Origin of the sequence: Chitinophaga tropicalis (assembly GCF_009758205.1) — a bacterium.
GTDB lineage: Bacteria > Bacteroidota > Bacteroidia > Chitinophagales > Chitinophagaceae > Chitinophaga > Chitinophaga tropicalis.
In genome coordinates, this window is record NZ_WRXN01000027.1 from 1 (window position 1) to 25,164 (window position 25,164).

Sequence of the window (25,164 nt, forward strand, 5' to 3'; positions counted from 1 at the left end):
CTAAAAGTCCCTTTGGGAGAAGAAATTCCATTAACTGTCGATAGTTCTGATCCAAGTTGTTGCTTCTTAATGAGCTGCAAAAAAACAACTTTTTGATCTTCCCCCCAAGTTTTCAACTTGATCCCTTTTTGAGCGGTTAGAATCTAAAAAAAATAAACCGCTGAGAATGAATTCTTCAGCGGTTTAAAAAAAGGTTCGTTTTTTCGAGTTGCCTGACCTGGATTCGAACCAAGACAAACAGAGTCAGAGTCTGTCGTACTACCGTTATACTATCAGGCAGTTTCCCTTTGTTGGGAGTGCAAAGTTATATTTTTCTGTTTAAAAACAAAAAAAATCTTAAAAAATAATATGTCAGTTTGATTTGCTGTAGGTGGTTAGAGAAAACTTCACAAAAAAACGGGTTTCGCCTTTGGCGAAACCCGTTTTTTTGTGAGGGAATTTATTTATAAGTAGCTGCCAGCTGTAATGCTTTATAGGCATTTACCACACCGCCTGTACGGCACAGATCTGTCATCTGTACTTCTTTTGGCTGCTGTTCATCATCTCCCATGACAGCTACGGGGTGTTGTACTTTCACTACAGATCTTGTAATGATCTCCTTTACCTGCAGAGCAGTCAGTTTAGGGTAATAAGAGCGGATCAGTGCGGCAATACCGGAAACAACGGGAGCTGCCATACTGGTGCCATCGTGATAGTCGTAATGAGAACCGGGCGTAGAGGAGTAGATCGCTACACCGGGAGCAAATACGTCAACAGATCTTTTACCGTAGTTGGAGAAAGGAGCTACGAGAGATTCATTATCATCAGGGCCGGAGGCGCCTACTTCGATCCAGGCGGTAGCTTCACCACCGTCAGCATAAATGCGGTTAGGATAGTTGGCTACACTGTCAGTATTCTGGCCATCGTTACCGGCTGCATGAATGAGCAGTATATCTTTGGAGATGGCATATTTCACAGCCTCATCCACTTCTTTTTTATTGGGAGAGTAAGGTTTGCCAAAGCTCATATTGATCACTTTAGCGCCGTTATCTGCAGCATAGCGGATAGCGTTGGCAATATCTTTATCTCTTTCATCGCCGTTAGGAACGGCGCGTACGCACATGATCTGAACATTGTCAGCTACACCGTTTATACCAAGGCTGTTATTCCTTGATGCGGCAATGATACCGGCAACGTGGGTACCGTGATCGGCACCGGGGCCGGTTACGTCATTGCTGCCGTAGTATCTTTCTTTAGCGTTGTTATAGTCGTCCCCAACTATGGCGCGGGGGTCGAATTCCAGGTTGAGTTGGTAGTCTACCTGTTCTTTGTAATGTTTTACTGCGGCGTCCAGTTCTTTTTCCCTGAAGGTTTTAAAGTCGGGGTAGCGCTGCAGCGGTTCCAGTATTACCTGTTTGATCCTGGATTCGCCTGTGTTCTGCGGGTTGTATGCCTGGAGATCTGCCTGGGTTGGATTATCATTTTTCATATGGGCCAGCATGCTGTCCAGCATACCTACAAAGCCGGAAATACCGGCAAGGGTTTGCTGGGCTTCGTTGAGCTGCTGCTCATATTTTGAACGGAGTTGTTTGTACTGGTAGAGCCCGGCAGTATCTGCAGGAACGCTGTTCAGACTACCGAATTTAGTCTGTTGCTGGCGTACAAGACGAGTCAGCTCCAGGTTGTCATAATCCACATTGCCTTTGGTGGAACCGATAAAGTTCCAGCCGTTAATATCATCTGTGAAATGGTTCTTATCATCATCCTTACCGTTGCCGGCTTTCTCTTTTGTATTTACCCAAAGGACCTTTTTGAGGTCTTCATGTGTGGTATCTACACCACCGTCAATTACAGCAACAATAACCGGTTTGGACTTTTTGTCTTTCAGCAGTTCTGTATATGCTTTTTCTACGCTGACGCCGAATACGGAATCTTTTTGCAGGTCCATGTTCTGCCAGTTAGGAGTCTGGGCATAAACAGCTGACACTGAGAGTAAAAGTGTGGCAGCAACTGCTGCTTTCTTGCAAATGTTCATATTTAGTTTCATTGATCTGCCCTTACCCGGTTGGTTCCTGGAATTGGGATTATTTATTGTTATTGTTTGATGGTCATAGGTTATTGTTCGTGACTTTTTGGTGCCTCTCGATGGGGCTATAGCTGTGCAAGGTAAGGATTAAAACAGTATGAAAATGTTAAAAAGCAAGGGATAGCCGCCGGCTATCCCTTACCTGACGGCCTATTTCCAGCCGCCTCCCAGGCTCCGGTACAGGCTTACAACGGCCTGCAGCTGCTGGAGCTTGTCACTGACGCTATTTAGCTGGGCGGCCAGCAGGCTTTGTTCCGATGTCAATACATCGGTATAGTTAGTGGAGGATGTGTATTTGAGGAGCTCTTTGGTGAAATCGACTGATTTCTGGAGATAGTTGATCTGTTCTGAGCGGATCTTCGCTTTGTCTATCGCTGCCTGGTACTTAAATAAGGCATTGCTGACTTCCTGTCCGGCGGTAAGCAGGGTTTGCCGGAATGTGGCCAGGGATTCTTCCTGGTTGGCCTCTGCTACCTTTAGCCGCTGTTTGTTCAATCCCTGGTTGAAGATGGGCTGTGTCAGGCTGCCCACGATGCTGCCAAAGAAAGAGGAGGCGTCAAACAGTTTGGATACGCTGGTGTTTGACAAGCCGCCGGTGGCGGTGATAGAGAGGGAAGGGTAGAAGTAGGTCCTGGCTACGTTAGTGAGCTCGAAATAATAGCGTAGCTGGTATTCTGCCTGCTGTACGTCCGGCCGGTTGGCCAGGAGCTGTGCCGGTACGCCGGTATGCAGATCTGTATTGACGGCCTGTGCATCAAGGGATGTGCGGGTAATGGGGGCCGGGGCCCTACCCAGCAGTATACAGATGGCATTTTCTGTTTCCCGTATGTTTTGTTTCAGGTCAGGTATGGTCACCTCTGCCGAGTAGCGGTTGGCGGCACTTTGCACTACAGCCGCGCCGGTCACTACATCGCTTTCTTTCAGGACCTTCATGGCCTCAACATCAGCTATCCTGTTGGTCACTGTTTTTTCTGTGATGGCCAGCTGGGCATCGTAAGCCAGCAGGGCGTAGTAGTTGGTAGCAATGTCTGCTATCAGCTGGGTCAGCACTGCTCTTCTGTATGCTTCGCTCTGCAGGAAGGCGCTGAGATAAGCCTTTTTGGTGCTTCGGAGTTTCCCCCATATGTCGGCCTCCCAGCTGGAGGAGAGGGACAGTTCGTATGAGGTGGTGGCCAGGAAGCCTGCTCCCTGGGTAACAGACAGCTTTTTCTTTGTGGCGCTGGCCGTTGCATCCAGTGTGGGGAGGAAAGCCAGCTTGCTTTGCTGCAGGTTGGCGGAAGCCGATTTAATACGGGCAACGGCTATTTTCAGGTCCAGGTTATTGCTGATGCCTTCCTGTATAAGCGCCTGCAGGTCTGTATCTGTAAACAGCTGCTGCCACGGCATATTTGCAATGGTGGCGCTGTCTGTGGTATTGACATCGCGGTACAGGGCATTGTCTGCCACCTGTTCCGGCCGCTGATAAGGCTTTGTTACTTTGCAGGAAGCTGTCATAGCAACCAGTGCAGCCACCAGCAATGCTTTCCTGTTACTCAATATATGTGTATGGCTCATGTACTTCTATTTTGTGATGACTGGAGTAGCAGTTTCCTCGTCTTCTTCTCTTTTCCTGCTTACTTTTTCCTGTATTGCCTGGAAGATGATAAACAGCACCGGTATAACGAATACGCCTATCACCGTACCAAAGAGCATCCCGCCTACAGCAGCTGTACCGATGGATCGGTTACCATTGGCGCCTGCGCCGGTAGATATCATCAGCGGCATCAGTCCGAAAATGAAGGCAAGAGAGGTCATGAGAATGGGCCGGAGCCTGGCTTTGGAGCCTTCTACTGCCGACTGGACCAGGGGCATGCCATTGCGCCTTCTTTCCACCGCATACTCTACTATCAGGATGGCGTTCTTGGCCAGCAATCCTATCAGCATGATGAGGGAGATCTGTGTATAGATGTTGTTATCTATGTTAAAGATCTTCGCAAACAGGAATGTACCTGCAAGGCCTACGGGCAGGGAAAGCAGTACCGCCAGTGGCAGGAGATAGCTTTCATATTGTGCGCTGAGCAGAAAGTAAACGAAGATGAGACAGAGTATGAAGACGTAGGTGGATTGTGTACCACTGCTCTGTTCTTCGCGGCTGATACCTGAGAATTCATATCCATACCCGGGAGGTAAGGTCTGATCTGCCACTTCTTTAATGGCATTGAGTGCTTCACCTGAGCTGTAACCTGCATTGGGCGCGCCGTTGACAGACATGGCCGTGAACAGGTTGAACCTGGAAATGCTTTCCGGTCCGTATACCCTTGACAGGGTTACAAACTCAGAGATGGGCGCCATGTTGTTGCCTGTGGTGCGTACGTAGATCTTGTTGAGTCCTGCAATATTGGCGCGATAGTTTGTATCTGCCTGTATCATTACGCGATACTGTTTTCCAAACTGGTTGAAGTTGGAAGCGTAGTAACCTCCATAATACACCTGCATGGCGTTCATGATATCGTTGACCAGCAGACCTGCTTCTTTCACTTTAGCCACATTTACATCCAGCTGATATTGAGGGAAGTTGGGATTGAAAGTGGTAGAAGCGTATTGTATTTCCGGGCGTTTCTGTAAGGCTGCCAGGTAGTCCTGGGCTACTTTGTAAAACTCTGCCGTAGTATGTCCGCCTTTATCCTGCAGCTGGAAGGAGAACCCGCCGGCTATGCCAAAACCGGTAATGGTGGGAAGGGAGATGGGCAGTATCTGTGCCTCCCGTATGTGCGCAGTTTTTTGCCAGATCATTTTGATGACGTCTTCGTTGCTCACTCCTTTACGGTCATTCCAGTGTTTCAGTTCAAGTATCACCATGGCGTAGGAGCTGCCGGCGCCGGCCAGGATGTTCTGTCCTACCATGCGCAGGGAGTTGTTGACCTGCGGAATGGAGCGTGCAATGTTGTCTACTTCAGTGGCAATAACAGTGGTACGTTCCATAGAAGTAGCGGGTGGCATGCTGATGTTGATAAAGATCGTACCCATGTCTTCATTCGGTACAAAGCTGGAAGGCGTTGTCTTCATTAAATAATACAGGCCACCGCTGAAGATGGCAATGCCCAGTATTACTATCCATTTCCTGGCAGAGAGGAAGGAAACGGAACGGGCGTATTTGTCGGTCATTACGCTGAACCCTGCGTTGAAGGCCGTGTAGAACCGTTGGATAAGATTTTTCTTTTTATGTTCTTCTGAATGTGGTTTGAGGAATAAGGCTGCCAGCGCGGGGCTCAGGGTGAGCGCGTTGACAGCGGAAAGGATGATGGCGATAGCCAGTGTTATACCAAACTGTTTGTAGAACACGCCGGTGGAACCACTGATGAAGGTAACGGGCACGAATACTGCAGACATAACCAGTGTAATGGATATAATGGCGCCGGATATCTCGTTCATGGCGTCTATGGCAGCTTTGCGGGACGACTTATACCCTGTATCCAGTTTGGCGTGGACAGCTTCTACCACTACGATGGCATCATCTACCACAATACCGATGGCCAGCACCAATGCGAATAATGTGAGCAGGTTAATGCTGAAGCCAAAGAGGTTCAGGAAGAAGAATGTACCAATAATGGCTACCGGTACGGAGATGGCCGGGATGAGAGTAGAACGGAAGTCCTGCAGGAAGATGAATACAACGATGAATACCAGTATGAATGCTTCTATCAGTGTATGGATCACCTTTTCTATTGAGGCGTCCAGGAACCTGTTGATATCTACCAGTTGTGTATAATGTATGCCGGCCGGGAAAGATTTGGCTGCTTCTGCCAGGACGGCTTTACTGTTATTGATCACTTCACTGGCATTGGAGCCTGCTGTCTGGTTGATGGAGATATTGGTAGCGGGTTTACCGTTCACCGTACCCATACTGTTGTATGAGAGGGCGCCCAGTTCTACGCGGGCTACATCTTTGAGGCGTAATACCTGTCCTTCGCCGGTGGATTTGATGATGATATTCTCAAACTCCGGAATAGACTGCAGCTTCCCTTTGTAACGGATCACGTACTGAAAGCTCTGACCTCCCTGTTCTCCGAATTTACCCGGAGCTGCTTCAATGTTCTGATCGTTCAGGGCGGAGTTAATATCTGCCGGTACCAGTCCGTACACAGACATTACATCCGGTTTCAGCCATATCCTCATGGAGTAGTTCATGGTGCCGAAGGCGCTGGCGTTACCTACGCCGTTCACTCTTTTGAGCTGTGGGATGAGATTGATCTCAGCATAGTTCTGCAGGAAGGTCTGGTCGTATGCCGGGTTATCGCTGTAGATAGCGGTGATCAGCAGGTTACTGCTCTGTTGTTTTTTAACGGTTACGCCTGCCTCTGTCACTTCTGCCGGAAGCAGGGCGGAGGCGGTAGATACGCGGTTCTGTACATCTACGGCTGCCTGGTCAGGGTCTGTGCCTACATTAAAATAAATGCTGATAGTGGCAGAGCCTTCGTTGGTAGCGGTAGAGGTCATGTATGTCATGCCTTCTACGCCGTTTATCTGTTCTTCCAGGGGCACTATCACGCTTTTCAGCACCACGTCGGCATTGGCGCCTGTGTAGCTGGCGGACACCTGTACCGTTGGCGGTGCAATGTCCGGGTATTGTGCAATAGGTAATGATACAAGTCCCAGTATACCCAGTATGACAATGATGATGGATATCACCGTACTGAGTACCGGACGTTCTATGAATTTCTTTAGCATGATCTGATGTTTTGTAAGATGGGCTATTCACTCTTGCTGTAAAGGCTGTCTGCTTTTACTTCCCGGGGGCGGATCAATGTGCTGTCCCGCAATGTGCTGACGCCTTCCAGCACTACTCTGTCACCTGCTTTGAGGCCTTCTTTTACGATAAAGTACAGACCATTATCATTAGCAGTAGTAACAATGGGAACACTGGTAACGTAGTTGTCTTTTCCTACAACGTAAGCAAAGTGTTTATCCTGGAGCTCGTAAGTGGCGCCCTGTGGTATTACCAGTGCGGTATCTTCTGTTCTTGGTAGTCGCACTGTGGCGCTGGCGCCACTTCTGATAATACCCAGGGGGTTGGGGAAGGAGGCTTTGAAGCTGGCGGTGCCTGTTTCTGTGGATATCAGTCCGCTGGCGGTCTCTATCCTTCCTTTTTCATTGTACTGTGCGCCATTGGCAAGAATGAGGGAGACGTCAGGCAGGATGTTGAGTTTTTCCTGTAAGGTATTCCCTGGTACAAGTTCTGAGAAATCCAGCAGTTGTTTTTCGTTGAAGGAGAAGTAAGCGTAGATCTTGCCTACGTTGGAGAGTGTGGTCAGCGCCTCGGTGCTGGTGCTGCTTACCAGTGCGCCTATCTTATAAGGGATAGTGCCAATGGCGCCATCGGCGGGGCTTCTGATGATGGTATATCCCAGGTTGGTCTCGGCGTTGGCCAGTGTAGCTTTTGCCTGTGCCAGCGCGGCCTGTTTTGCTTCCAGGGTATATTGAGCAGATTCCAGCTGGTATTTGCTGACAATCTCTTTTTCTACCAGGGGCCTGACCTTGTTTACATCCATCTGTGCAGCATTTACATCTGCCACAGCGCTTTTGATGCTGGCTTTGGCGGTGATGACGTCCTGCTCATACTGTGGATTGCTGATCTTGAATAGAAGTTGTCCTTTTTTAACTGTGGCGCCTTCATTCACGTAGATGGCTTCTACATATCCGTCTACTTTGGGCCTGATCTCTATCACCTGCTGTCCTTGTATGGTGGCTGGAAAATCATAATGGATGGTGGTTTTCCGGGGTGTCAGGGTGACCACTGCATAGTCTTTGACTGCGTCGGGGCCGCCACCGGCGGCTTTTTTCTTATTGCCACAGGAGATAAGCAGCAATGCAGCAAAGGCTGTGGATAAATAACCAGATGCATTCGTTGTTAACATATAAGTTTGACATTTTTGTTAATTACCAGATAAAAAATTTGCTCGTACAGGTACAGGGGAATGGCAATGGTAATAAAGTTGATATAGAGGATTACTGACCGAAAATGAGGTCCATGATCACTTTCTTTCTTTCATTAACAATCTTTTCGTATTCCTGTTCAGTCAAACCGAATAATTGCATATTGAGTGGTCTGACTATGAAGGGGTAAACCAGCAGGGAAAAGAGGTTGATCATAAAATGGACAGGCTTTGTTTTTCGTATATTCCCTTTATCCATTTCATGTTGAATCTCTTTCAGGAATTCTTTCATCCGGGAGCGGCCGTTCATGAAAGCGGCATCTTTTTCTTCCTTCATTTCGTTGAAGGCGGTGGTGATAGACATTTCGAGGTAGGGATAGGTTTTAAGCCTGTTTAGGAAAGACTCTACGAACTTTTCTATCTTCTTTCTGAAGGGGATCGGTTCACTGAGAATATTGTTTGATTCGGCTAATGCGGTCAGGCGGGCGCATTCAAATACTGCGTCAAAAAGCTGATCGCGGGACCTGAAGTAATAGTGTATGAGTGTCCTGTTTACCCCGGCAGCATCTGCAATGTCCTGGGTAGTAGCATTTAAACGGCCTTCGGAAAAAAAGACGCGCATGGCAGTATCAATAATGTGTTGTTCCGTTTTATTATCCCTGGTTGCCATGCTTTTATAATAATGTCTAACAAAATTGTCAAACAAAGGTAGGGTAAGTTCTGGTTTTGAAAAACAGGAGTAGGCATTTTAACAATATTTTTTTACATTCTTATGCGCCTCTTTCGTATTTCTCTTTTAGAATCTCACCGAGTGATTTTCTTTTGAGCCGGGCTTCTATCCAGGCTGAGAAGTCGAAGATCCTGAGTTGCTGCTGCTCATATTTGTCAGCTCTGATCTTATCAAAGCTGGCATTGATCTTTTTCCACAGCATGTTGCGGAAAGAGGGAACGGAAGGTACTTCTCCTGCGCTCAGAAATTTGATGACGGTCCTTTCAAGCAGGTAAGAGCGTTTGGTATCCGGCTGCAGGTGCCGGCGGAATGCCCTTGTTTCATAGCGTATGTAATCGTAGTTGCCCAGTTCATACTGAATGAGCAGGTGTACCAGTCTGAAGGTACGGTAGATGGGAAGAGAGCTGTAAAGATTGCTTTGCTGCAGCACCTGTTCAATACTGTCATGTGCATTGTTGATATCTCCGTTGCCCAGGTATACCAGCGCTTTATAAAGATGCAGTTCTGCCTGTTTGCTGATATCCAGCAGGTAAATATGTTTCTGCAGGAGGGGGGCATATTGTTTCTGCAGCTGAAGGGCGGAGGTAAAATTACCGCTGTCTATATAGCTGCCCAGTTCATAGATGAACAGCAGTCTTTGCAGCATCACTTCGAAATAGGGGCTGTTGCCTTTGAAGCGTTTTACCTTATCCAGGAACTGTAACAGTTCGGTATAGTGTTTCCCTGCCCGGAGGCTGTCCAGTATGCCTTCTATTACCAGCAGGTGATCTGCCGGGGTATCTTCAAAGAGGGCCGGGTGTGTTTCCAGCAGATCGTTTAAGGTGTGGAATACACGCAGTGCAGCGGCATGATCGCCGGAAATGAGGTAGTAATGCGCCTGGAACAGGAGGTGTATCTTCATGCTTATGGCAGATGATGCCAGTGGGGCAGGCATGGCTGTGTTCAGCTCATCGAGGTCTTCCTGCTGACGTGTGGAGCGTGTGCTGCCCCTGTATAACAAGCGATGCCGTAATATTTCATATAGGGATGACTGTTGTCTTACCTGTTGTATGGTATGTATTGTCTGCCGCATTTCTGCCTGTTTTTGCTGTAGCTCTTCTTCTGTGATGCCGGGAAAATTAAGCAGGTGTAACAGCTGTATTTCCTGTTGTTGTGCCCAGAGCAGCAGCAGGTGTTTCTCATTTTCTTCAGCAGATGCCTGCACTTTGTTCAGTTGTTTTAAGGCATCTTCATGCAACGAGCGTTCAAAAAGGATCTCACTTTTTAATATGCCTGTGGCCAGCGCCATGGCGGGATGCCGTTGCATGCGCAGATGCAGGAGGCAATCAAGTAAAACTTTGTACAGGTACTTACTACATACGTCATAACTGCAACCAGGATACTGCTGTTGAAACATTTTCTTCAGGTCGGCAACGGGAAGGACGGCTTGTTTTTCCAGCAGATCGAACAGGTTTACATAATCTTTATTGCCTTGCTGCAAGGCAGTGTATAAACGGAAATATCTCTTTTCTGCTTTTGTAAGTGTATTAATAAGCCTGCCAAGCATATCAGCTTTAGCCATGTTACAGTCGGTTTTTAATTTCAGGAGTCACAGCGAACAAAATAAGTAAATAACAATAGTTGCTACTGTGGCTGCAATAGTGTGCCGGATGCTTTCGGATTGTCTGAAACGTATAATAGAAATGGCATATCCGTTTAAAGTTCAACTTTGTAATTGGTTGATAAATAATATTTGTTTGCACTATAAAATAAAAATCAAAACAAATAAAGGCAAAAATGGGAATGTCTTTTTCAAATGAAAAATGGCTAAAAAGTTATAAAGTGGCTCACTATATTTGAATCGGAATTAAAAGGAACCATGGTTTTATTCATGTGTTACCGGATTCCCTAGTTCACGTTATAGTAATCCCTGGATGGAATGAGTATTGTAGTTCAACCTTAATCACAATTATAGTACCAGTAGCAAGAGAGAAAGTTTTAAAGTAACCAGAAAGCGCCTGCGGCCGGCTGAATTCAAGTTGTACATTACCAAAATCACAAGGATTTATTTTTTAACCTAAATGTATTTTTCTATTGATCTGAAATCATCAAGCTAAATCGTTTTATACAGGTATTCCACGTTATAGTTTCCACGGGTCAGGTTCTGTGTTGTTCACCCTATGTTATCCAACGGTATAAACGTTTGGCATCAACCAAAAGCAAACGGATGGCCGATTACGGGAAGTAATCGATTACCGGAGGCCGTCGCCATTTAAAAATTTTCATCTATGAATTTATCTGTACGGATATTGATCACGTGCCTGGGCGTGTATTGTCCAATTATTGTCCGGGGGCAGGACACTCTAAAGTCAATCCAGCAGCATGTTACAACGGGGAAGACAGATTCCGTTTCGATGGAGCGTGAAAATATTTACCCTTACTCTTCACTGCATCAGCTGCTGAAAGGCAATGCAGCCGGCGTGTACATACAGGAGACAGGTGGAGAACCTGGAGCTTTCAGCAGTATGTTGTTGCGGGGCAGCGCTATTCCTTTCATCAACAGGCGTGATGTGTATGATGCGCAGCCTACAGTAATACTGGATGGCATTCCGCTTATCATGGACCATCCTTTTACGTTTGATATACAGCTGTTTGATTATAATCACCTGGGGCCGGCCACCAACCTGCTTTCTGCGATCGATATGAATAATATAGGCAGCGTGGAAGTGGTAAAGGACCTGGGAAAAGCGGCGTTATACGGGCCACGGGCAGCGAACGGAGGCGTGATACTGCTCACCTCGAAGACGCCTGTTTCAGGCATCCGCAGGATCAGTTTCAACACTTACTTCGGTATGGTGCAAAGGCCGCATATCTATACCACTAATGCGCGGTTTGAGAACAGTTTCAGGCAGCAGTTCTACGATAAGTACGCTACTACAGAACAGCTGCAGACTTACCCACTTTACCTGCGGGATTCTACCAACAGTGCTTATTATGGACCATCCAACTGGACGGACCTTTACTATAGCAACACACCGGTGTATGGTGTGAATGCCAGCCTTTCAAGCGGTACCAGCAGGGCTAATTTCATCTTTGCCGGAGGTACACAACGTAGCAGCAATGCTGCGGATAACACTGCTATGGACCGCTACAACGCTATGTTCAAGATCAACATGATGCCGTTGGGAGGCTTTACCGTTTCTGCAATGATCAATGCCACGAGGCTGGAGCGTAAGCGGAACACCTGGCTGCGGGACCGTTTTGCGGAAATGCAATACCTGCCGGACCTCAGCAACCCGCTGCCGCCCAATAAAACATCTTACAGCGCTTATCTCAATGAATTCGATAAATCGTTCGATGATAACAAGACCAATGAAGTGAACGGGTACTTCAGGCTCAGGGCTGATTTTGGCAACAGCTGGGACTTTACGTCCATGTTCGGGTTTGATTATAACGAGGGGCTGAGAGACCTGTTCTATCCCAGTACATTGCTGGAAACAGTGAACTATCTCTCCAACTATTTTGGTTATAACCAACGGGTGCTTTTCAATAATACCCTGCGTTACAGGCATACCTGGGGTAAGCATCATGTTACGCTGGAAGCGGGAGAAACCTTCCAGGCAGATTTTAACCGGTATAATTATGCTTATGCGTATAAAGGTCCGAATGACCTGATACGTCTTAACCTTCTTCATTCTGACAATACGAAAGACGAATATCTTTCGCCTAAATCATTCAACCATGCGTTGATCTTTACTTTCCTCGATAAGCAACGGCACCGGTTGTTGTCCTTTTACGGACGGGCGGTTTATAATTATAACGACCAGTTTGACCTCTCTGCGTTATTCCGCGCAGATGGTTCTTCCAGTGCACAGCCGGACAACTGGTGGTTGTACACGCCCACATTCACTGCAGGTCTCAATGTAAAAAACACCTGGCTGAAAGATGAAGCAGCTGTCAATGCCCTTCGTGTGCATGCCAGCTGGGGCCGGGTGGGCAGGCTGATGCCGGACGACCGTTTTGGAGAAGGGCCCCAATACCTGTCGGACCTTTCATTCAGTAATAACCCTGTACGCTTTTCCTATAACGGTTTTCCAGGCATCAGCCGCGCCTATTCGTCAGGCTACATTGGTTACGGTATCACCTGGCCTTATATGGAGCAGCTGGAGGTTGGCGTAAATACAGCCTTGTTCGGGAACAGGCTGAATCTCTCTGCAGACGTGTACAACAAGATAGATCATAACATGGTGCTGGGCATACCTTTTGGCGCTGAATACGGTTACAATTTCCAGTATAAGAACGGTATGAAAGTGCGTAACAGGGGAGTGGATATCTCTGCCGGCGCCTATCTGCTACCAGAAAAGAGCGACCTGCAATGGCAGGTAAGCGCTAACCTGAACTATAACAGGAATACGTTGCTGGCATTGCCCGGAGGGCTGAAAGAGCTGAAAGTAGGGAATGGCAGCCGTATGCTAAGAACGGGTTATTCCATAGATCAGTACTGGGTGCTGGAAAACAAAGGTATCTATAACAGGGACGCGGATGTGCCGGTAAATCCTGCCAGTGGAAAATCCCTGAACTACAAAGGTATTCCTATACTGGCCGGAGATCCGAGGTGGAATGATATTAACGGAGATTATGTGATAGACGATAAGGATAAAGTTATGAAGAGTCATGCGCTGCCTGTGATCACAGGTGGGTTTAACAGTGATGTTTACTGGAGGGGCTTTACGCTGGGCTGCGCTTTCTATTATGCCCTGGGGCATAAGATCATGAATGAGGAAATGGCCAATCACTTTGACTTCATTAACCGGGAAGGAAAGATAGATATGAGCGCCGTAAAGGAGATCACCTTCTGGTCAAAGGCCGGCAATTACGATAAATACCCTCTATACAATCCGTGGAGTACGGTGGACGCTTATCGTACAGATCAGACATTGTTCCTGGAAAATGCGGCATTCCTGAAGCTGCGCACCCTTTCGCTGCAATATGATCTTACCTCTGCAAAATGGTGGAATAAGAAAGGGCGTATTGTAAAACTGGTGGTATATGCCACGGGCAATAACCTCTTCACCATTACGCCGTATAGCGGCGGAGACCCTGAGCAGGCAGACTTTAACGGCTATGACAACGGTTATGGATTGCCTATGCCTAAATCTTACACCATTGGCTTAAAAATGGACCTCTGATGAAAAGAATATTTTTTCTGTTGATGATCTGCTCCTGTACATGGGTGGGTTGTAATAAGCTACTTGATATTAATTCTTCTCATGCGGTATCTGAGGAGAATATGTGGAACTCTCACCAGGACACGCGTAATGCGCTGATAAGTGTGTATGGTCTGGCGCGTGCTGCTGTGGCAGATAACAATGCCTGGTGGATGTATGGGGAGTTGAGAGAGGGCGACTTCTACTCCCTGCAACGGCAGGACCTGAAAGCGATCATCCGTAATGATCTGCGTGCCTCTTATCCGTTGATACAGTCGCTCGCCAACTGGCGCCGTTTCTATGCAGTGATCAACGCTGCCAATATGTTTTTAGAGCATGTTGGAGAAGTGAAGGAGAGAGATCCTAAATACTCTGATCAGAACATGCGGGTGGATATTGCACAGATGCGTTTTATGAGGGCCTACACTTATTTCATGCTGGTTTCTATATGGGGAGATGTGCCACTGATCACCTCATCACATGACGGAGAATTTGCCCCTAAGGCAAGGGAAAAGAAAGAGGCCGTACTTGCATTTGTAGAAAAGGAATTGTTGCAGGCGGCGGAAGACCTGCCTTATAAATACAGCGCTGACGATCCTCAGCAATCAGGCGCTTATTATAATGAGAGCAATACCCGGTGGTCTGGCGTGCTGGCCCGGAAGCACAGCGCCTATGCTATACTGGCGCATGTGGCCGCCTGGCAGGGAAAGTATGTAGATGCTTCTGTGTACGGGCAGTTTGTGCTGGACAACTATTCCAAGGGTGGCAGCTATTATATTGGTACGGACGAGCTGGCTAACAGGGACGGGTTCTTCAAATGGAAGAAAGATAATCATATCCTGGCTTTCAATTTTGACTGGGGACATGTGGACGCTTCATTTTCAGGTCACCTGGAAGAGATGACCCTGGCCAAGCCTGTTATTAACAAAGCGTTGCCTGACATCTATATACCTAAGGATACTATTCTCTCCATATTTGATCAGCCGCAGGATGAGCGTTTCAGCCTGGATACGCTGACCGGTGCACCTGCATCACAACGTTATTTTTCCAACTTCAACAGCCTGGTGCCCATTTTCAGTAAAATAAAAGTGATACAGGACGGCAATACATCTGACCCTTCTTTCAGGATATATTCCAGCACTATCATTGTTACCCGCCTGGAAAACATTACGCTGCTGCAGGCAGAGGCGCTGGCAGTGATTGGTCAGCAGCAAAGGGCGATAGATCTTCTTAATACCATCAGAGACCTGCGTAAGATCAGGCGTTATGACAGCGCCAGGGAAGGAGACCTGATAGACGCCATATTCAGGGAGCGCCGTAAAGAACTGATGGGAGAGGGCTGGAGATGGTTTGACCTGATACGCTATCATAAGATCAAGCAGCAGGACCCTGCTTTTATGCAGCTGATAGCCAGTGGTGGTATTTACTGGCCTGTGGCGGAAGAGATCATTGCACAAAATCCGCTGATAACCCAGAACCCTTATTGGCAGTAGGGTGCACGGCGCGAAAGAACTGCTCAAAAAACAGGTTTCGCCTCCGGTAAAACCTGTTTTCTGAGAGAGTGGAGCTGGCCCGCGGCTGGCAAAAAAGATTCAAACAGAGATAAACTAACAGTCATGCATTATATCAAGTTATTAACGGCAGTGCTTTTTGCCTGTGTGCTGTTCTATACAGGATGCCGGAAGGACAGAGGATATTATGATTACAGTAACGGATCAAATGTATTTGAAGGTAACACGTATGAGTTCCTGAAGGCACAACATCAGTATGATTCTTTCCTGCTGGCTGTAGACCGTTTACAGCTGACAGATAGCCTGAAAACAGGCCGTTATACTGTTTTTGCTCCTTCAGACGCCAGCTTTAAGCAGGCTGTTGAAAATATGAATACGCTGCGCAGGATACAGAACAGGGATTATATCTATATCAGCTCTGTACCTTATGAGCAGCTGGACACACTGGTATGCCGTTATATTATAAGGGACACTGTTACTTCCGGCCGTATGCAGCTGCAGGATGGGCTGTTGTTGTCTGCCATCAGGTATGGGTATCCTATGCACGGGAAGTTTAGCAGGACGGACGCTGAGGGCCATGTTGGTGGTGGACCGGGAATAATTACCTATAGTGATACCAAAGGAGTGATCTACACTAACCGATGGAGCAAGAGCAGTACGGTGGCTATAGATATTCAGACCAGCACAGGCCGTGTGAATGTGATAGAGAAAGATCACATGTTTGGTTTTGATGAATTTATTCTGCGTATGAACCCGACGGTATCTACGCCGTGGAATGACTTTCCTATGTTCATTCCGGGTGTGATAGGGCTGGAACAGTATAACCGGGGCGGAAATAAGGTAGGGTACCTGGATTTTTCCCTCAACAACCAGGGCGGGCAATACCGTCCGGCAGAGCAGGTGGACATTGCCACTTCTGAAGAGGGAGGGTTGAAAGTTGGATGGACAGAAACGGGAGAATGGATGGACTATAGTGTTGAAGTAACAACGTCTGGCGCCTATGATCTGACATTGCGTTATGGTACGGCTAATGACAACGGCCGTTTGCACCTGGAAATGGATGGCAGGCCTGTTGTGGGCAGTGCTTTCATTATGCCGGCCAGTGGTTCTTATCAGTCATTCAGGGATATTAAATCGACCGTGCAGCTTACAGCAGGGCGGCACCTGATGAGGATCTATTATGACTATGCTATCTATGATCTGCGTTTCCTGAAGTTTGTCAGAAAAGACCAGCCTATGACCATACCTGGTGTGATCACAATGGAAGACTATGACCAGGGTGGGGAGGGAGTAGCCTATCACGATGCCAATACCGGTAATAACGGTAATAAATACCGTACAAGTGAAGGGGTGGATATAGACTTTGCAAAGAATGAAGGAGGCGGTTACCAGGTAGGATGGACGGAAACGGGAGAGTGGATGAATTATACTGTGGAAGTAAAGGAAACCGGCTTCTATACTGTTTCTACGCTGGTGGGCACCAACAGGGACGATGGCAAATTCCATATATCATTTGACGGGCAGAATGCAACGGGAACGGTGCAGGTGCCTAATACTTCAGATCATCATAAAAGAAAGGTGGTGAACAGTTCTGTCTATCTCACCAAGGGAGTGCATGTAATGCAGTTCTATGTGGATAATGGCGGATTTGATGTAAAGTCTGTCACTTTCAGGGCCTTGAATTAAATCGTAAAAAACAACCCATGCGAAGCATACTTACCATTTATTTACTGGCATTCATACTGGTGGCCGCCTGCCGTAAGTCGGCCCCGGACGACCTGGATTATCTCAGTCCACGGGCGGTGTACAACCGGAACCAGTTCTCTCCTGTGCTGGGAAGGACTACGCAGTTCCTGCAGATCTTCAACACAGATAACTCTTCAACACCTATTTCGTTCAGGATATTGAATGTGCGTTACAAAAAGGATGGGCAACCAACAACTGATCTTGACCAGCAGGTAGATGTACTGGCGTGGAAGCAGGCATATACCGGTGAGGAGAAGTCGATCGCTGAAATTGAAAGTAAGCGGACATTGGAGAAACATCCCGCATGGGAGATCAGACCGGAATCGGGCGATTTTATACTATGGGCGGAAGCAAACGCTACCGCCATGCGTTATCAGCCTGATTCCGGCTATCTTTTTGACGTGGAGGCATCTAATACCGGAGGAAAAAATACTTATAAGAACCTTTCCCTTATGCCCTTGCGGGAGCAACCTTATGCACCCTATGAGTATGACCCGGTTACAGGGCTGCACAGGGCTACTTACCCGGAGCCCGGCGATTCTTCCATTTTCGTGCTTCAGTACAATCATCCCGGTGTTTATGGTATTGTAGATGATGGTACCGGCCTGGGATTGAAATCAGACAGTGTACGTGTGCATTTCCATAAAAAAGGAGAGGGCAATTCTCTCACCTTCAAATTCATGGATAAGGATTCATTGCCTATGAACCCCACATTGTTTAACCTCACTCCCTGGGATTCCCTGCTGCATGGCTTTGATAAGGTAATGATGAAGGATGCGGTCAGTTACCAGGTGGCGTATCCTGTTCCGTTGATCAGGTATAAGACAAGGTATACGAATGGTGACGGATCGCAGGCGTATGTGAAGTTCAGTTTTACGCGACTGGGTTTTGGCAATATAAGGGAGATCGGTGTGGTAGATCTCTACTTCAATATCTATCAGAAGGGAGACTGGGAGATCATATTCTATTTCCGTAATAATCCCCGGTTCAGAGATGAATAAGTTAACAACTATTAAAAATATTGGTATGCAATGTTTCCGTTTTAATAAATGCTTGCTGCTGCTGTTGTTATTGCTGCCGGGCTTTATGCTGCACGCTCAGGAGAAAGTGCAGGTCACCGGTATGGTAAGGGATGCACAGACCAATGAACCGCTGGTAGGTGTGAGCATTATGGCTGGTTCGCCTCCCAAGGCAGTAGGCGTGACCAATGCCAGCGGCGCATTCAGTGTGAATGTGACGCCGGGTTCTCCATTGGTGTTCCGTTATATAGGTTTCTCTGATTATACAATAAGATCGCAGAGTAAGCGTGAGCTGGTTGTGCGCATGGTGGTGACGGAGAATAAGCTGAACGAGACCGTTGTCATCGGTTACCAGAAAAAGACCAGGGAGGTAACTACCGGTTCTGCCGTGATTGTAAGTGGCAAGGAATTGCAGGACGTTCCTGTTTCTAACATAGAGCAGTTGCTGCAGGGACGTGTGGCTGGTATGAATATCCAGAATAATACCGGTACGCCTGGTGGAAGAGGTATGATACAGATCAGGGGCCTTTCCAATATTACTATGCAGGGCAGTGGTAATGATGCTTTTCTATCGCCCACTTCTCCGTTGTATGTAATAGATGGTGTGCCCATAGAGGCAGATGCTAATTTTGAATACGGGTATCAATCCGCCGGTCCTGGTGTAAGCCCTTTATCTCTCATTCCTCCTGAAGATGTGGAGAGCATGGAAGTGCTGAAAGATTCCCAGGCTACCGCATTGTATGGCTCCCGTGGCGCTTATGGTGTGATACTGATCACAACGAGGAGGGGTAGCTCTCCTGTTCCGCTGGTGCGTTATACCGGTAATTTCTTTATCAATAATCCGCCGCAGCTGCGCAGTACGATAGGTGGTGTGGATGAAAGGCGGCTGCGTATTGCGCAGATATATGCCGGTAAGAATATGGACGATATCTACAGGATATTTGATACACCGTTCCTGGCAGACAGTCTCAACCCGTATTATAACAATTCTACCAACTGGCAGAGCGTATTTTACCGTACTACATACAACCAGACGCATAATGTGAATATCAGTGGTGGTGATCCTAAATTCAACTATAAGGTAGACCTGGGTTACTATCATGAAAATGGTGTGATCCGTAATACAGGATTTGACAGGTATTCTATCAACACGAATATGCTGTATCAGCCTAATCCGAGGTTCAGGGTGTTTACTACGTTATCTACGCAGGTAGGTAAGAGGAACAAGGGAGATGGGAATGGGCTTACGCAAAGCGGGGTGTCTGACAATGCTTCTGCATCTTCGCTGTTACCGGGACCGGCTTATTACCAGAGTACATCGGGTATACTATCTTCCCTGCAAACAAAGAATGATAACAAGACCGCCAATGTACGCGCCAGCCTGGATGTAAGTTACCAGTTGCTGAAAGGTCTGAATGCCGGTTCCAGCGTCAGCTATGACTATGCTTCCAATACGGAGGACAGGTTTACTCCTGCGGAAGCGAACAATGATTTCTCGCAGATCTATGCTTATAACGATCGTAAGTTCACATTATACAACCGTAATACATTATCGTATTTCTACACACTGAATGACAATCATAACTTCTTCATCTCAGCCTTTAACGAGTTCTATAACCGAGGATTCCAGGCCCAGGTTATACGGCAGGAGAAAACGCCGAATAACCAATATGAAGGGCCGCTGGGCTATGATGGATGGGCATCCCGTGGAGGGGGTCTCCTGGATAACTACAGCAAACAGCATGTGGCCTCCTTTGCGGGAACATTTTCCTACAACTACAAGCAGAAGTATGTGTTAGACCTGAGCTATCGTATGGATGGTACTTCCAGCTCCGGTTTTGAAGATCCTTATTCAAAGAACCCTGCTATTGGCGTACGCTGGAACTTCAATAAGGAAGCTGCACTGACGGATGCAAAGTGGCTGACTTATGGCTCTTTGCGTGGTAGCTGGGGACAGAACATTGTACCTACCGGCGATATCTTTTCCATTTATGGAACGTATGACCCGCGGGGTACATACAATGCAAATCCGCGGCTGGGCATCAACTTTAACCAGCTGCCCAATACTTATCTGCAACCTACGGCTACTACGCAGTATAACTTCGGATTAGAGGCCGGTTTCTTTGAGAGCAGGGTGGAAGTGATCTTTGACGCTTACTATAAAACGGTGAAGAACCTGTTGCGTACAAAGCCGTTGTCTAACATGACGGGTTTTAATGAGATCACCACCAATGAGACTTCGCTTATCAACTATGGTTATGAGCTGACGATGACCTTCCGGCCATTGCCGCGTACCAGTAAGGTACAGTGGACTGTTTCTGTGAATGCTGCCCTGAACAAGGATATCCTCACACATCTGCCTGATGGCGCGAGGCAGCTGATACAGTATGATAATAGTACGCAGCAGCATACGCTTTTCCGGGTGGGAAGGAACAGTCTTACCAATTTCCTGCTGAAGACCGAAGGTGTTTATGCTACTGATGCGGATGTGCCGGTAGACCCTGCCACAGGGCAGCGTTACCGTACTGCCAGCGGTACTTATTTCCGGGCCGGCGATCCTATCTGGAAAGATGTAGATGGTAACTATATTCTGAATGATAATGACCTGGTGCCTGCGGGTAATTCCCAGCCGCTTATTACCGGTGGTTTGCAGTCGTACGTAAACTGGAAGAACTTCTCTCTTAATCTCAGTACTTCCTTTACGCTGATCAGGGATATCCTGAACAATGCGTTCGCTGAAAGAATGCAGTTCCTGGGGGACCCATACAAAGCCAAGGCTGTGGTAGATTTCAAGGAGGTAGATTACTGGAAGGGTAGTGGCGGCAATCCATCGTATCCTAATCCTTTCGATTACCAGCGTTATAAGGATATCAATCCCTACCGTTATAACCAGACGCTCATCCAGGAAGATGGTTCCTATTTCAAGATCAACACGGTAACGCTGGCTTATCTGCTGAACAGGAAATTTACCAACCGGTATAATATCAACTCTGTGCGTATGTACCTGTCCTGTAATAACCTGGTCACTTTCTCGGGGTACAGCGGGCCTAATCCGGAGAATGTATCTGCCATGGGGCGTGATCAGTCTGGAGGGTATCCTATTCCCCGCAGTTACAATTTCGGGATGAATGTTGAATTCTGACATTTTAAATGAAACTGACTATGCTTAGAAGGACCATTTATATCAGCCTCTGTTTGCTGCTGCTGAGCGGCCAGTATGGCTGTAAGAAGTTCCTTAATGTGGAACCGCTGGACCGCCTTTCCGGCAATACTTTCTTTAAAACCGCCAAGGATGTGGAAGATAATATGTGGGACATCTACGGTTTGTTCCGTGATGCTACGGGCTCCTGTCCGCTGTTTGCCGTAGCTGGCGAAGTAAGGGGCGGAATGCTGGCTATGTCTCCGCAGAAGAATGACGGGAATGACCGCACTTTCGTGGAGTATGCGGCGAAGAACGATCTGCTGCCGCTTATCTATACACCTGCCGGCAAGGGCTTCTGGGATATTTTTGACCTGCCTAACCTGGCTGACTGGAAGCCTTATTACCGCATTATACAGGCCTGTAATATCCTGCATTATGAAATTGCCCGCCGTTCTATATCCGGGCTGGATGAAAAGCAGATAAAGACCTACCAGGCGGAGGCTGTATTTATGCGTTGCCTGTCATATTTCATTATGGTCCGTTTGTGGGGAGATGTACCCTACTATACTGATGCCTATCATAAAACGCCTTTACCCAGGGAGAAGATGGTAACGGTCATGAGCAATTGTATTGCTGACCTGTCTGCCGTAGCTGCAGACCTGCCGTGGACATTCACGGAGCCTGCTTACCAGGGTGCGCGCGCATGCAGGGGCGCAGCATTGGGGCTGCTGATGGAGATGAATATGTGGAATGCCGGTTTTGACAAGGCCAATGCGCAGAATTATTACAAAGCAACTGCACAGGAGGGCGCCGAGCTGATGGAAAGCGGAGCGCACCTTCTGTTACCTATAGCTGAATCGTTCACCATTTTTAAAGGCCGTTCAAAAGAGAGCCTGTTTGATATTGTGATCAGCTCTAACTATGGAGAGACACTGGCTGAGAAGTGGAATGATCTTTCAGAGCTGGTAGTGCATTACCCGTATAAGCGTCCGGCTAATGGTCACCAGTACAGCTTTACCTATTTCCGCGCTGAGTACCTGCGCCGGTTATATCCTACGGGTGTTCCGGATGCCAGGATGGAGGTGTGGTTTGACTCGCAGATGTTTGCCAACGACGGCACTTTTATGTTCCTGAAATATAACAGCCTGTATGAGCAGGGTAATTCTGATGTGAACGTGGATAACAACCTGATAGTACTGCGTTACGCCGGAGCTATACTGTTAAGAGCGGAAGCGCTGGCAGAGCTGGGACAGGAAGATGAAGCCATCCGTATGATGAATATTATAAGAGAGAGGGCAAAGACCACGTTGTACCAGGGCGGTGGCGGACAGGCGCTGAAAGACGCCATCTTCACCGAAAGGGCCAAGGAGCTGATGATGGAAGGCCACTACTATTTTGACCTGGTACGTACCGGCCGTGTTACCAATCAGCTGTGGTGTTATACCCCGCTTACCCTCACACAGTTTGAGAACGGCGGATGGACATGGCCTATCAGTACAGCTGCGCTGAATAATAACCCTTATATGGAACTGAACAATTACTGGTTAAGATAAAATAATGTTTATGAGAACTATCATATGCCTTATGGCAGCTATCATACTTGGTTTGTGCGCCTGCAATAAAGATGATTATTACCAGGATTCCGGCAGGCATGATCCTAGCTTCAAAGGCAGTACGCTGGAATACCTTGACGCTGTTCCGCTGTTCTTTGATACTGTGGCTGCCATTGTGCGGATAGCCGGTATGGAAGATGTGTTTAAGGAGGATACGCTTACCTTTTTTGCTCCCACAGACAGGGCTGTGCTTTCTACATTAAAGCGGTTGAACTTTACGCTTTACCTGCTGAACGAAGATACTGTGAAAACACTGGAGGACGTACCTGCAGAGATATGGCGTAAGTACCTGCAGATGTATATGTTTCATGGCGCCAACCAGCTGAAAGACTATCCGCAGATAGATTACAACCTGCTGAACATCTACCCCGGCCAGGGATTTCTTTCCTGGAACCAGACGCCAATGAACATAGGGGTGATATACAATGACGATAACGGGGTGAAATATGTTGGTTACCGGCAGCTGTCTATATCCTTTATTCCTGACCCTGCAAGGCCTATGAATAACTGGACCACCTACAAGGTTGCTTCCAGTAACATTACCACCTATAATGGGGTAGTGCATGCGTTGTCTGATATCTATTTCGGATTTGACATCAACTATTTCCTGCAGGACGCAGTAACCACCATGCAGAACGGAGAGTAATAAAACATCTTTAACATGAACCTGATCAAGACATTCTTCCTGCTGCTGGTGCTGATGGTAATAGCCTGCAGTAAGGACAAAGTATACGATGATCCTTATGCCGGCGGTAAAGAACCGCTTGGTGTTAAACTCAGTACAGATCCGCCTTCTCCCAATGATGGCGCGCCGGGAGCAGTGATTGCCTTCAAGGGCACGGGGTTACTGAAACACCGGGATTCTATCCATTTCAATTTTAACGGGGCCGCCGGAGAAATCATCAAAGTAGATTCTTTCGGTATTCAGGTGAAGGTGCCTGTTACCGCCAGTACCGGCGTTACCTCTGTAACGATAGGAGACCAGATATTTTTCGGTCCTGTATTCACAGTGAAAGGTAACCTGGATATTGATAACAACTTCAAAGTGGTGGTAGGCGCCAACAGTAGTGTGAATGACGTACACCGTTTTTCAGACGGGCGGTTGCTGCTGGTGGGAGATTTTACGGATTATGAGCGGAAGGGGATAATAAGGCCTGTCAGCCGGATAGTAATGACATCCCGCGATGGGGAGATAGACCGTAGCCTGCAGTCCGGGAGAGGAGCCGACGGCTCTCTGAACACTGTTGCCGCCCTGCCCAGCGGAAAGCTGGTAGTAGCCGGAAGGTTTGCATCTTACGATATACACCTGGCTGAAATGCACAACATTACTGTGCTGAACAGTAATGGATCGATAGATTCTATGACTGTCAACACTTTCACTGACAAGGATACTGTACCTGCGTTCAATGGTGGTACAGACGGCTGGATACGGCGGGTATTTGTACATGAGAATAAGGTCATAGCCATTGGTGATTTTAACTATTACCTGCAATATGTGTATGGTGTGTCTGATACGCGTAATGAAAGGGATTCGCTTGTGACTGACAGTGTGCTGGTGAAGCGGATTGCCCGCTTTAATGCTGATGGTTCGCTGGATTCCACTTTCAACTATGACTTATCTCTGCACAGGAGTTATGAAGGCGCTAACGGACCTATCTCTGATGCTTTTATGCAGGAGGACGGAAAGCTCATTATTGTAGGACGTTTTACCCGCTATAACGGGCAGAATGCTTCCAACATAGCCCGGCTTAATACTGACGGTAGCCTGGATGCCGGCTTTGGCGGTACAGGGGCCGATAACACTATCACCAGTATCCGTTATAATGCCGTTACTCAACGGTTTATGATAACGGGAGCCTTCACCTCTTTTGACGGAGCTGCTGTTAACGGCATGGTGATGCTGAAAACTGATGGTGCGTTAGACAACCAGTTCCAGGCCCTTTCAAAAGAAGCCGGTACTTATTACGACTGCGCTCAGCAACTGAATAACGGGATGATAGTTGTAAGCGGTTCCTTTCAGAGTTACGGAGGTATACACCGTAGCGGGTTCATGGTACTGGATAAAACGGGTGCGCTGGCTGCAGGCTATAATAATGTGGCAGATTTTAGTGGTTACCTGAACAGAATATTTGAAACAACCAACACTTCCGGACAAACACAGGCATTATTGCTGGGAAGCTTCAGCTCCTTCAACCGTAAGGAGATCTCCAACATTGTGCGCCTGCTGTTCAAATAAAACT

Annotated in this window: 14 protein-coding genes and 1 tRNA gene; 8 read left to right on the forward strand and 7 right to left on the reverse strand. The window is 47.5% G+C overall.

Annotation, left to right across the window (positions count from 1 at the left end; genetic code table 11):
- Positions 1-208: 208 nt before the first annotated feature.
- The 7 genes from GO493_RS29740 to GO493_RS29770 form a co-directional block, all read right to left on the reverse strand.
- A tRNA-Gln gene (locus GO493_RS29740) sits at positions 209-279 on the reverse strand.
- 160 nt (positions 280-439) lie between these two features.
- Positions 440-2,014 carry a S8 family peptidase gene (locus GO493_RS29745; RefSeq protein ID WP_157309885.1) on the reverse strand — a complete coding sequence of 525 codons (1,575 nt, stop codon included), beginning with the start codon at positions 2,012-2,014 and terminating at the stop codon, positions 440-442.
- A gap of 201 nt (positions 2,015-2,215) precedes the next feature.
- On the reverse strand, positions 2,216-3,619 hold the full coding sequence (locus tag GO493_RS29750) for an efflux transporter outer membrane subunit (RefSeq protein WP_157309886.1): 1,404 nt from the start codon (positions 3,617-3,619) through the stop codon (positions 2,216-2,218).
- Between the two features lie 6 nt (positions 3,620-3,625).
- Positions 3,626-6,772, reverse strand: a complete 3,147-nt coding sequence (locus tag GO493_RS29755) for an efflux RND transporter permease subunit (RefSeq protein WP_157309887.1) — start codon at positions 6,770-6,772, stop codon at positions 3,626-3,628.
- 23 nt (positions 6,773-6,795) lie between these two features.
- Complete coding sequence (locus GO493_RS29760; protein WP_157309888.1) at positions 6,796-7,959, reverse strand: efflux RND transporter periplasmic adaptor subunit; 1,164 nt, start codon at positions 7,957-7,959, stop codon at positions 6,796-6,798.
- A 91-nt stretch (positions 7,960-8,050) separates the two neighbouring features.
- Positions 8,051-8,647, reverse strand: coding sequence for a TetR/AcrR family transcriptional regulator (locus GO493_RS29765; RefSeq protein ID WP_157309889.1), 597 nt, complete (start codon positions 8,645-8,647; stop codon positions 8,051-8,053).
- A 100-nt stretch (positions 8,648-8,747) separates the two neighbouring features.
- Entirely contained in the window at positions 8,748-10,268 is a 1,521-nt protein-coding gene (locus GO493_RS29770; RefSeq protein ID WP_157309890.1) for a hypothetical protein, read from the reverse strand.
- A 706-nt stretch (positions 10,269-10,974) separates the two neighbouring features.
- Between GO493_RS29770 and GO493_RS29775 the strand changes: the two genes are divergently transcribed.
- The 8 genes from GO493_RS29775 (at position 10,975) to GO493_RS29810 (ending at position 25,160) form a co-directional block, all read left to right on the forward strand.
- On the forward strand, positions 10,975-13,875 hold the full coding sequence (locus GO493_RS29775) for a SusC/RagA family TonB-linked outer membrane protein (RefSeq protein ID WP_157309891.1): 2,901 nt from the start codon (positions 10,975-10,977) through the stop codon (positions 13,873-13,875).
- The gene (locus GO493_RS29780) at positions 13,875-15,386 is read left to right on the forward strand and encodes a RagB/SusD family nutrient uptake outer membrane protein (protein ID WP_157309892.1); all 1,512 of its coding nucleotides are present in this window, start codon (positions 13,875-13,877) and stop codon (positions 15,384-15,386) included. Before GO493_RS29775 ends, GO493_RS29780 begins: the two co-directional genes overlap by 1 nt.
- 123 nt (positions 15,387-15,509) lie before the next feature.
- Positions 15,510-17,090, forward strand: a complete 1,581-nt coding sequence (locus GO493_RS29785; RefSeq protein WP_157309893.1) for a carbohydrate-binding protein — start codon at positions 15,510-15,512, stop codon at positions 17,088-17,090.
- Positions 17,091-17,107: 17 nt separating this feature from the next.
- Positions 17,108-18,151, forward strand: coding sequence for a DUF5007 domain-containing protein (locus GO493_RS29790; protein WP_157309894.1), 1,044 nt, complete (start codon positions 17,108-17,110; stop codon positions 18,149-18,151).
- Positions 18,144-21,311, forward strand: coding sequence for a SusC/RagA family TonB-linked outer membrane protein (locus tag GO493_RS29795; RefSeq protein WP_157309895.1), 3,168 nt, complete (start codon positions 18,144-18,146; stop codon positions 21,309-21,311). The genes GO493_RS29790 and GO493_RS29795 overlap by 8 nt, the downstream gene beginning before the upstream one ends.
- A gap of 20 nt (positions 21,312-21,331) precedes the next feature.
- A complete protein-coding gene (locus GO493_RS29800; RefSeq protein ID WP_198315869.1) occupies positions 21,332-22,864 on the forward strand; it encodes a RagB/SusD family nutrient uptake outer membrane protein in 1,533 nt (510 codons plus the stop codon).
- 10 nt (positions 22,865-22,874) lie between these two features.
- Positions 22,875-23,570, forward strand: a complete 696-nt coding sequence (locus GO493_RS29805) for a fasciclin domain-containing protein (RefSeq protein ID WP_157309897.1) — start codon at positions 22,875-22,877, stop codon at positions 23,568-23,570.
- 15 nt (positions 23,571-23,585) lie between these two features.
- A complete protein-coding gene (locus GO493_RS29810) occupies positions 23,586-25,160 on the forward strand; it encodes a DUF5008 domain-containing protein (RefSeq protein ID WP_157309898.1) in 1,575 nt (524 codons plus the stop codon).
- Positions 25,161-25,164 lie beyond the last annotated feature (4 nt).

Excerpts from the sequence above, each read along its gene's own strand:
- GO493_RS29790 (WP_157309894.1), top strand. The coding sequence starts at position 17,108 with ATGCGAAGCATACTTACCATTTATTTACTGGCATTCATACTGGTGGCC.
- GO493_RS29755 (WP_157309887.1), bottom strand. The coding sequence starts at position 6,772 with ATGCTAAAGAAATTCATAGAACGTCCGGTACTCAGTACGGTGATATCC.
- GO493_RS29775 (WP_157309891.1), top strand. The coding sequence starts at position 10,975 with ATGAATTTATCTGTACGGATATTGATCACGTGCCTGGGCGTGTATTGT.
- GO493_RS29765 (WP_157309889.1), bottom strand. The coding sequence starts at position 8,647 with ATGGCAACCAGGGATAATAAAACGGAACAACACATTATTGATACTGCC.
- GO493_RS29800 (WP_198315869.1), top strand. The coding sequence starts at position 21,332 with ATGCTTAGAAGGACCATTTATATCAGCCTCTGTTTGCTGCTGCTGAGC.
- GO493_RS29805 (WP_157309897.1), top strand. The coding sequence starts at position 22,875 with ATGAGAACTATCATATGCCTTATGGCAGCTATCATACTTGGTTTGTGC.
- GO493_RS29785 (WP_157309893.1), top strand. The coding sequence starts at position 15,510 with ATGCATTATATCAAGTTATTAACGGCAGTGCTTTTTGCCTGTGTGCTG.
- GO493_RS29745 (WP_157309885.1), bottom strand. The coding sequence starts at position 2,014 with ATGAACATTTGCAAGAAAGCAGCAGTTGCTGCCACACTTTTACTCTCA.
- GO493_RS29780 (WP_157309892.1), top strand. The coding sequence starts at position 13,875 with ATGAAAAGAATATTTTTTCTGTTGATGATCTGCTCCTGTACATGGGTG.
- GO493_RS29770 (WP_157309890.1), bottom strand. The coding sequence starts at position 10,268 with ATGGCTAAAGCTGATATGCTTGGCAGGCTTATTAATACACTTACAAAA.
- GO493_RS29760 (WP_157309888.1), bottom strand. The coding sequence starts at position 7,959 with ATGTTAACAACGAATGCATCTGGTTATTTATCCACAGCCTTTGCTGCA.
- GO493_RS29795 (WP_157309895.1), top strand. The coding sequence starts at position 18,144 with ATGAATAAGTTAACAACTATTAAAAATATTGGTATGCAATGTTTCCGT.
- GO493_RS29810 (WP_157309898.1), top strand. The coding sequence starts at position 23,586 with ATGAACCTGATCAAGACATTCTTCCTGCTGCTGGTGCTGATGGTAATA.
- GO493_RS29750 (WP_157309886.1), bottom strand. The coding sequence starts at position 3,619 with ATGAGCCATACACATATATTGAGTAACAGGAAAGCATTGCTGGTGGCT.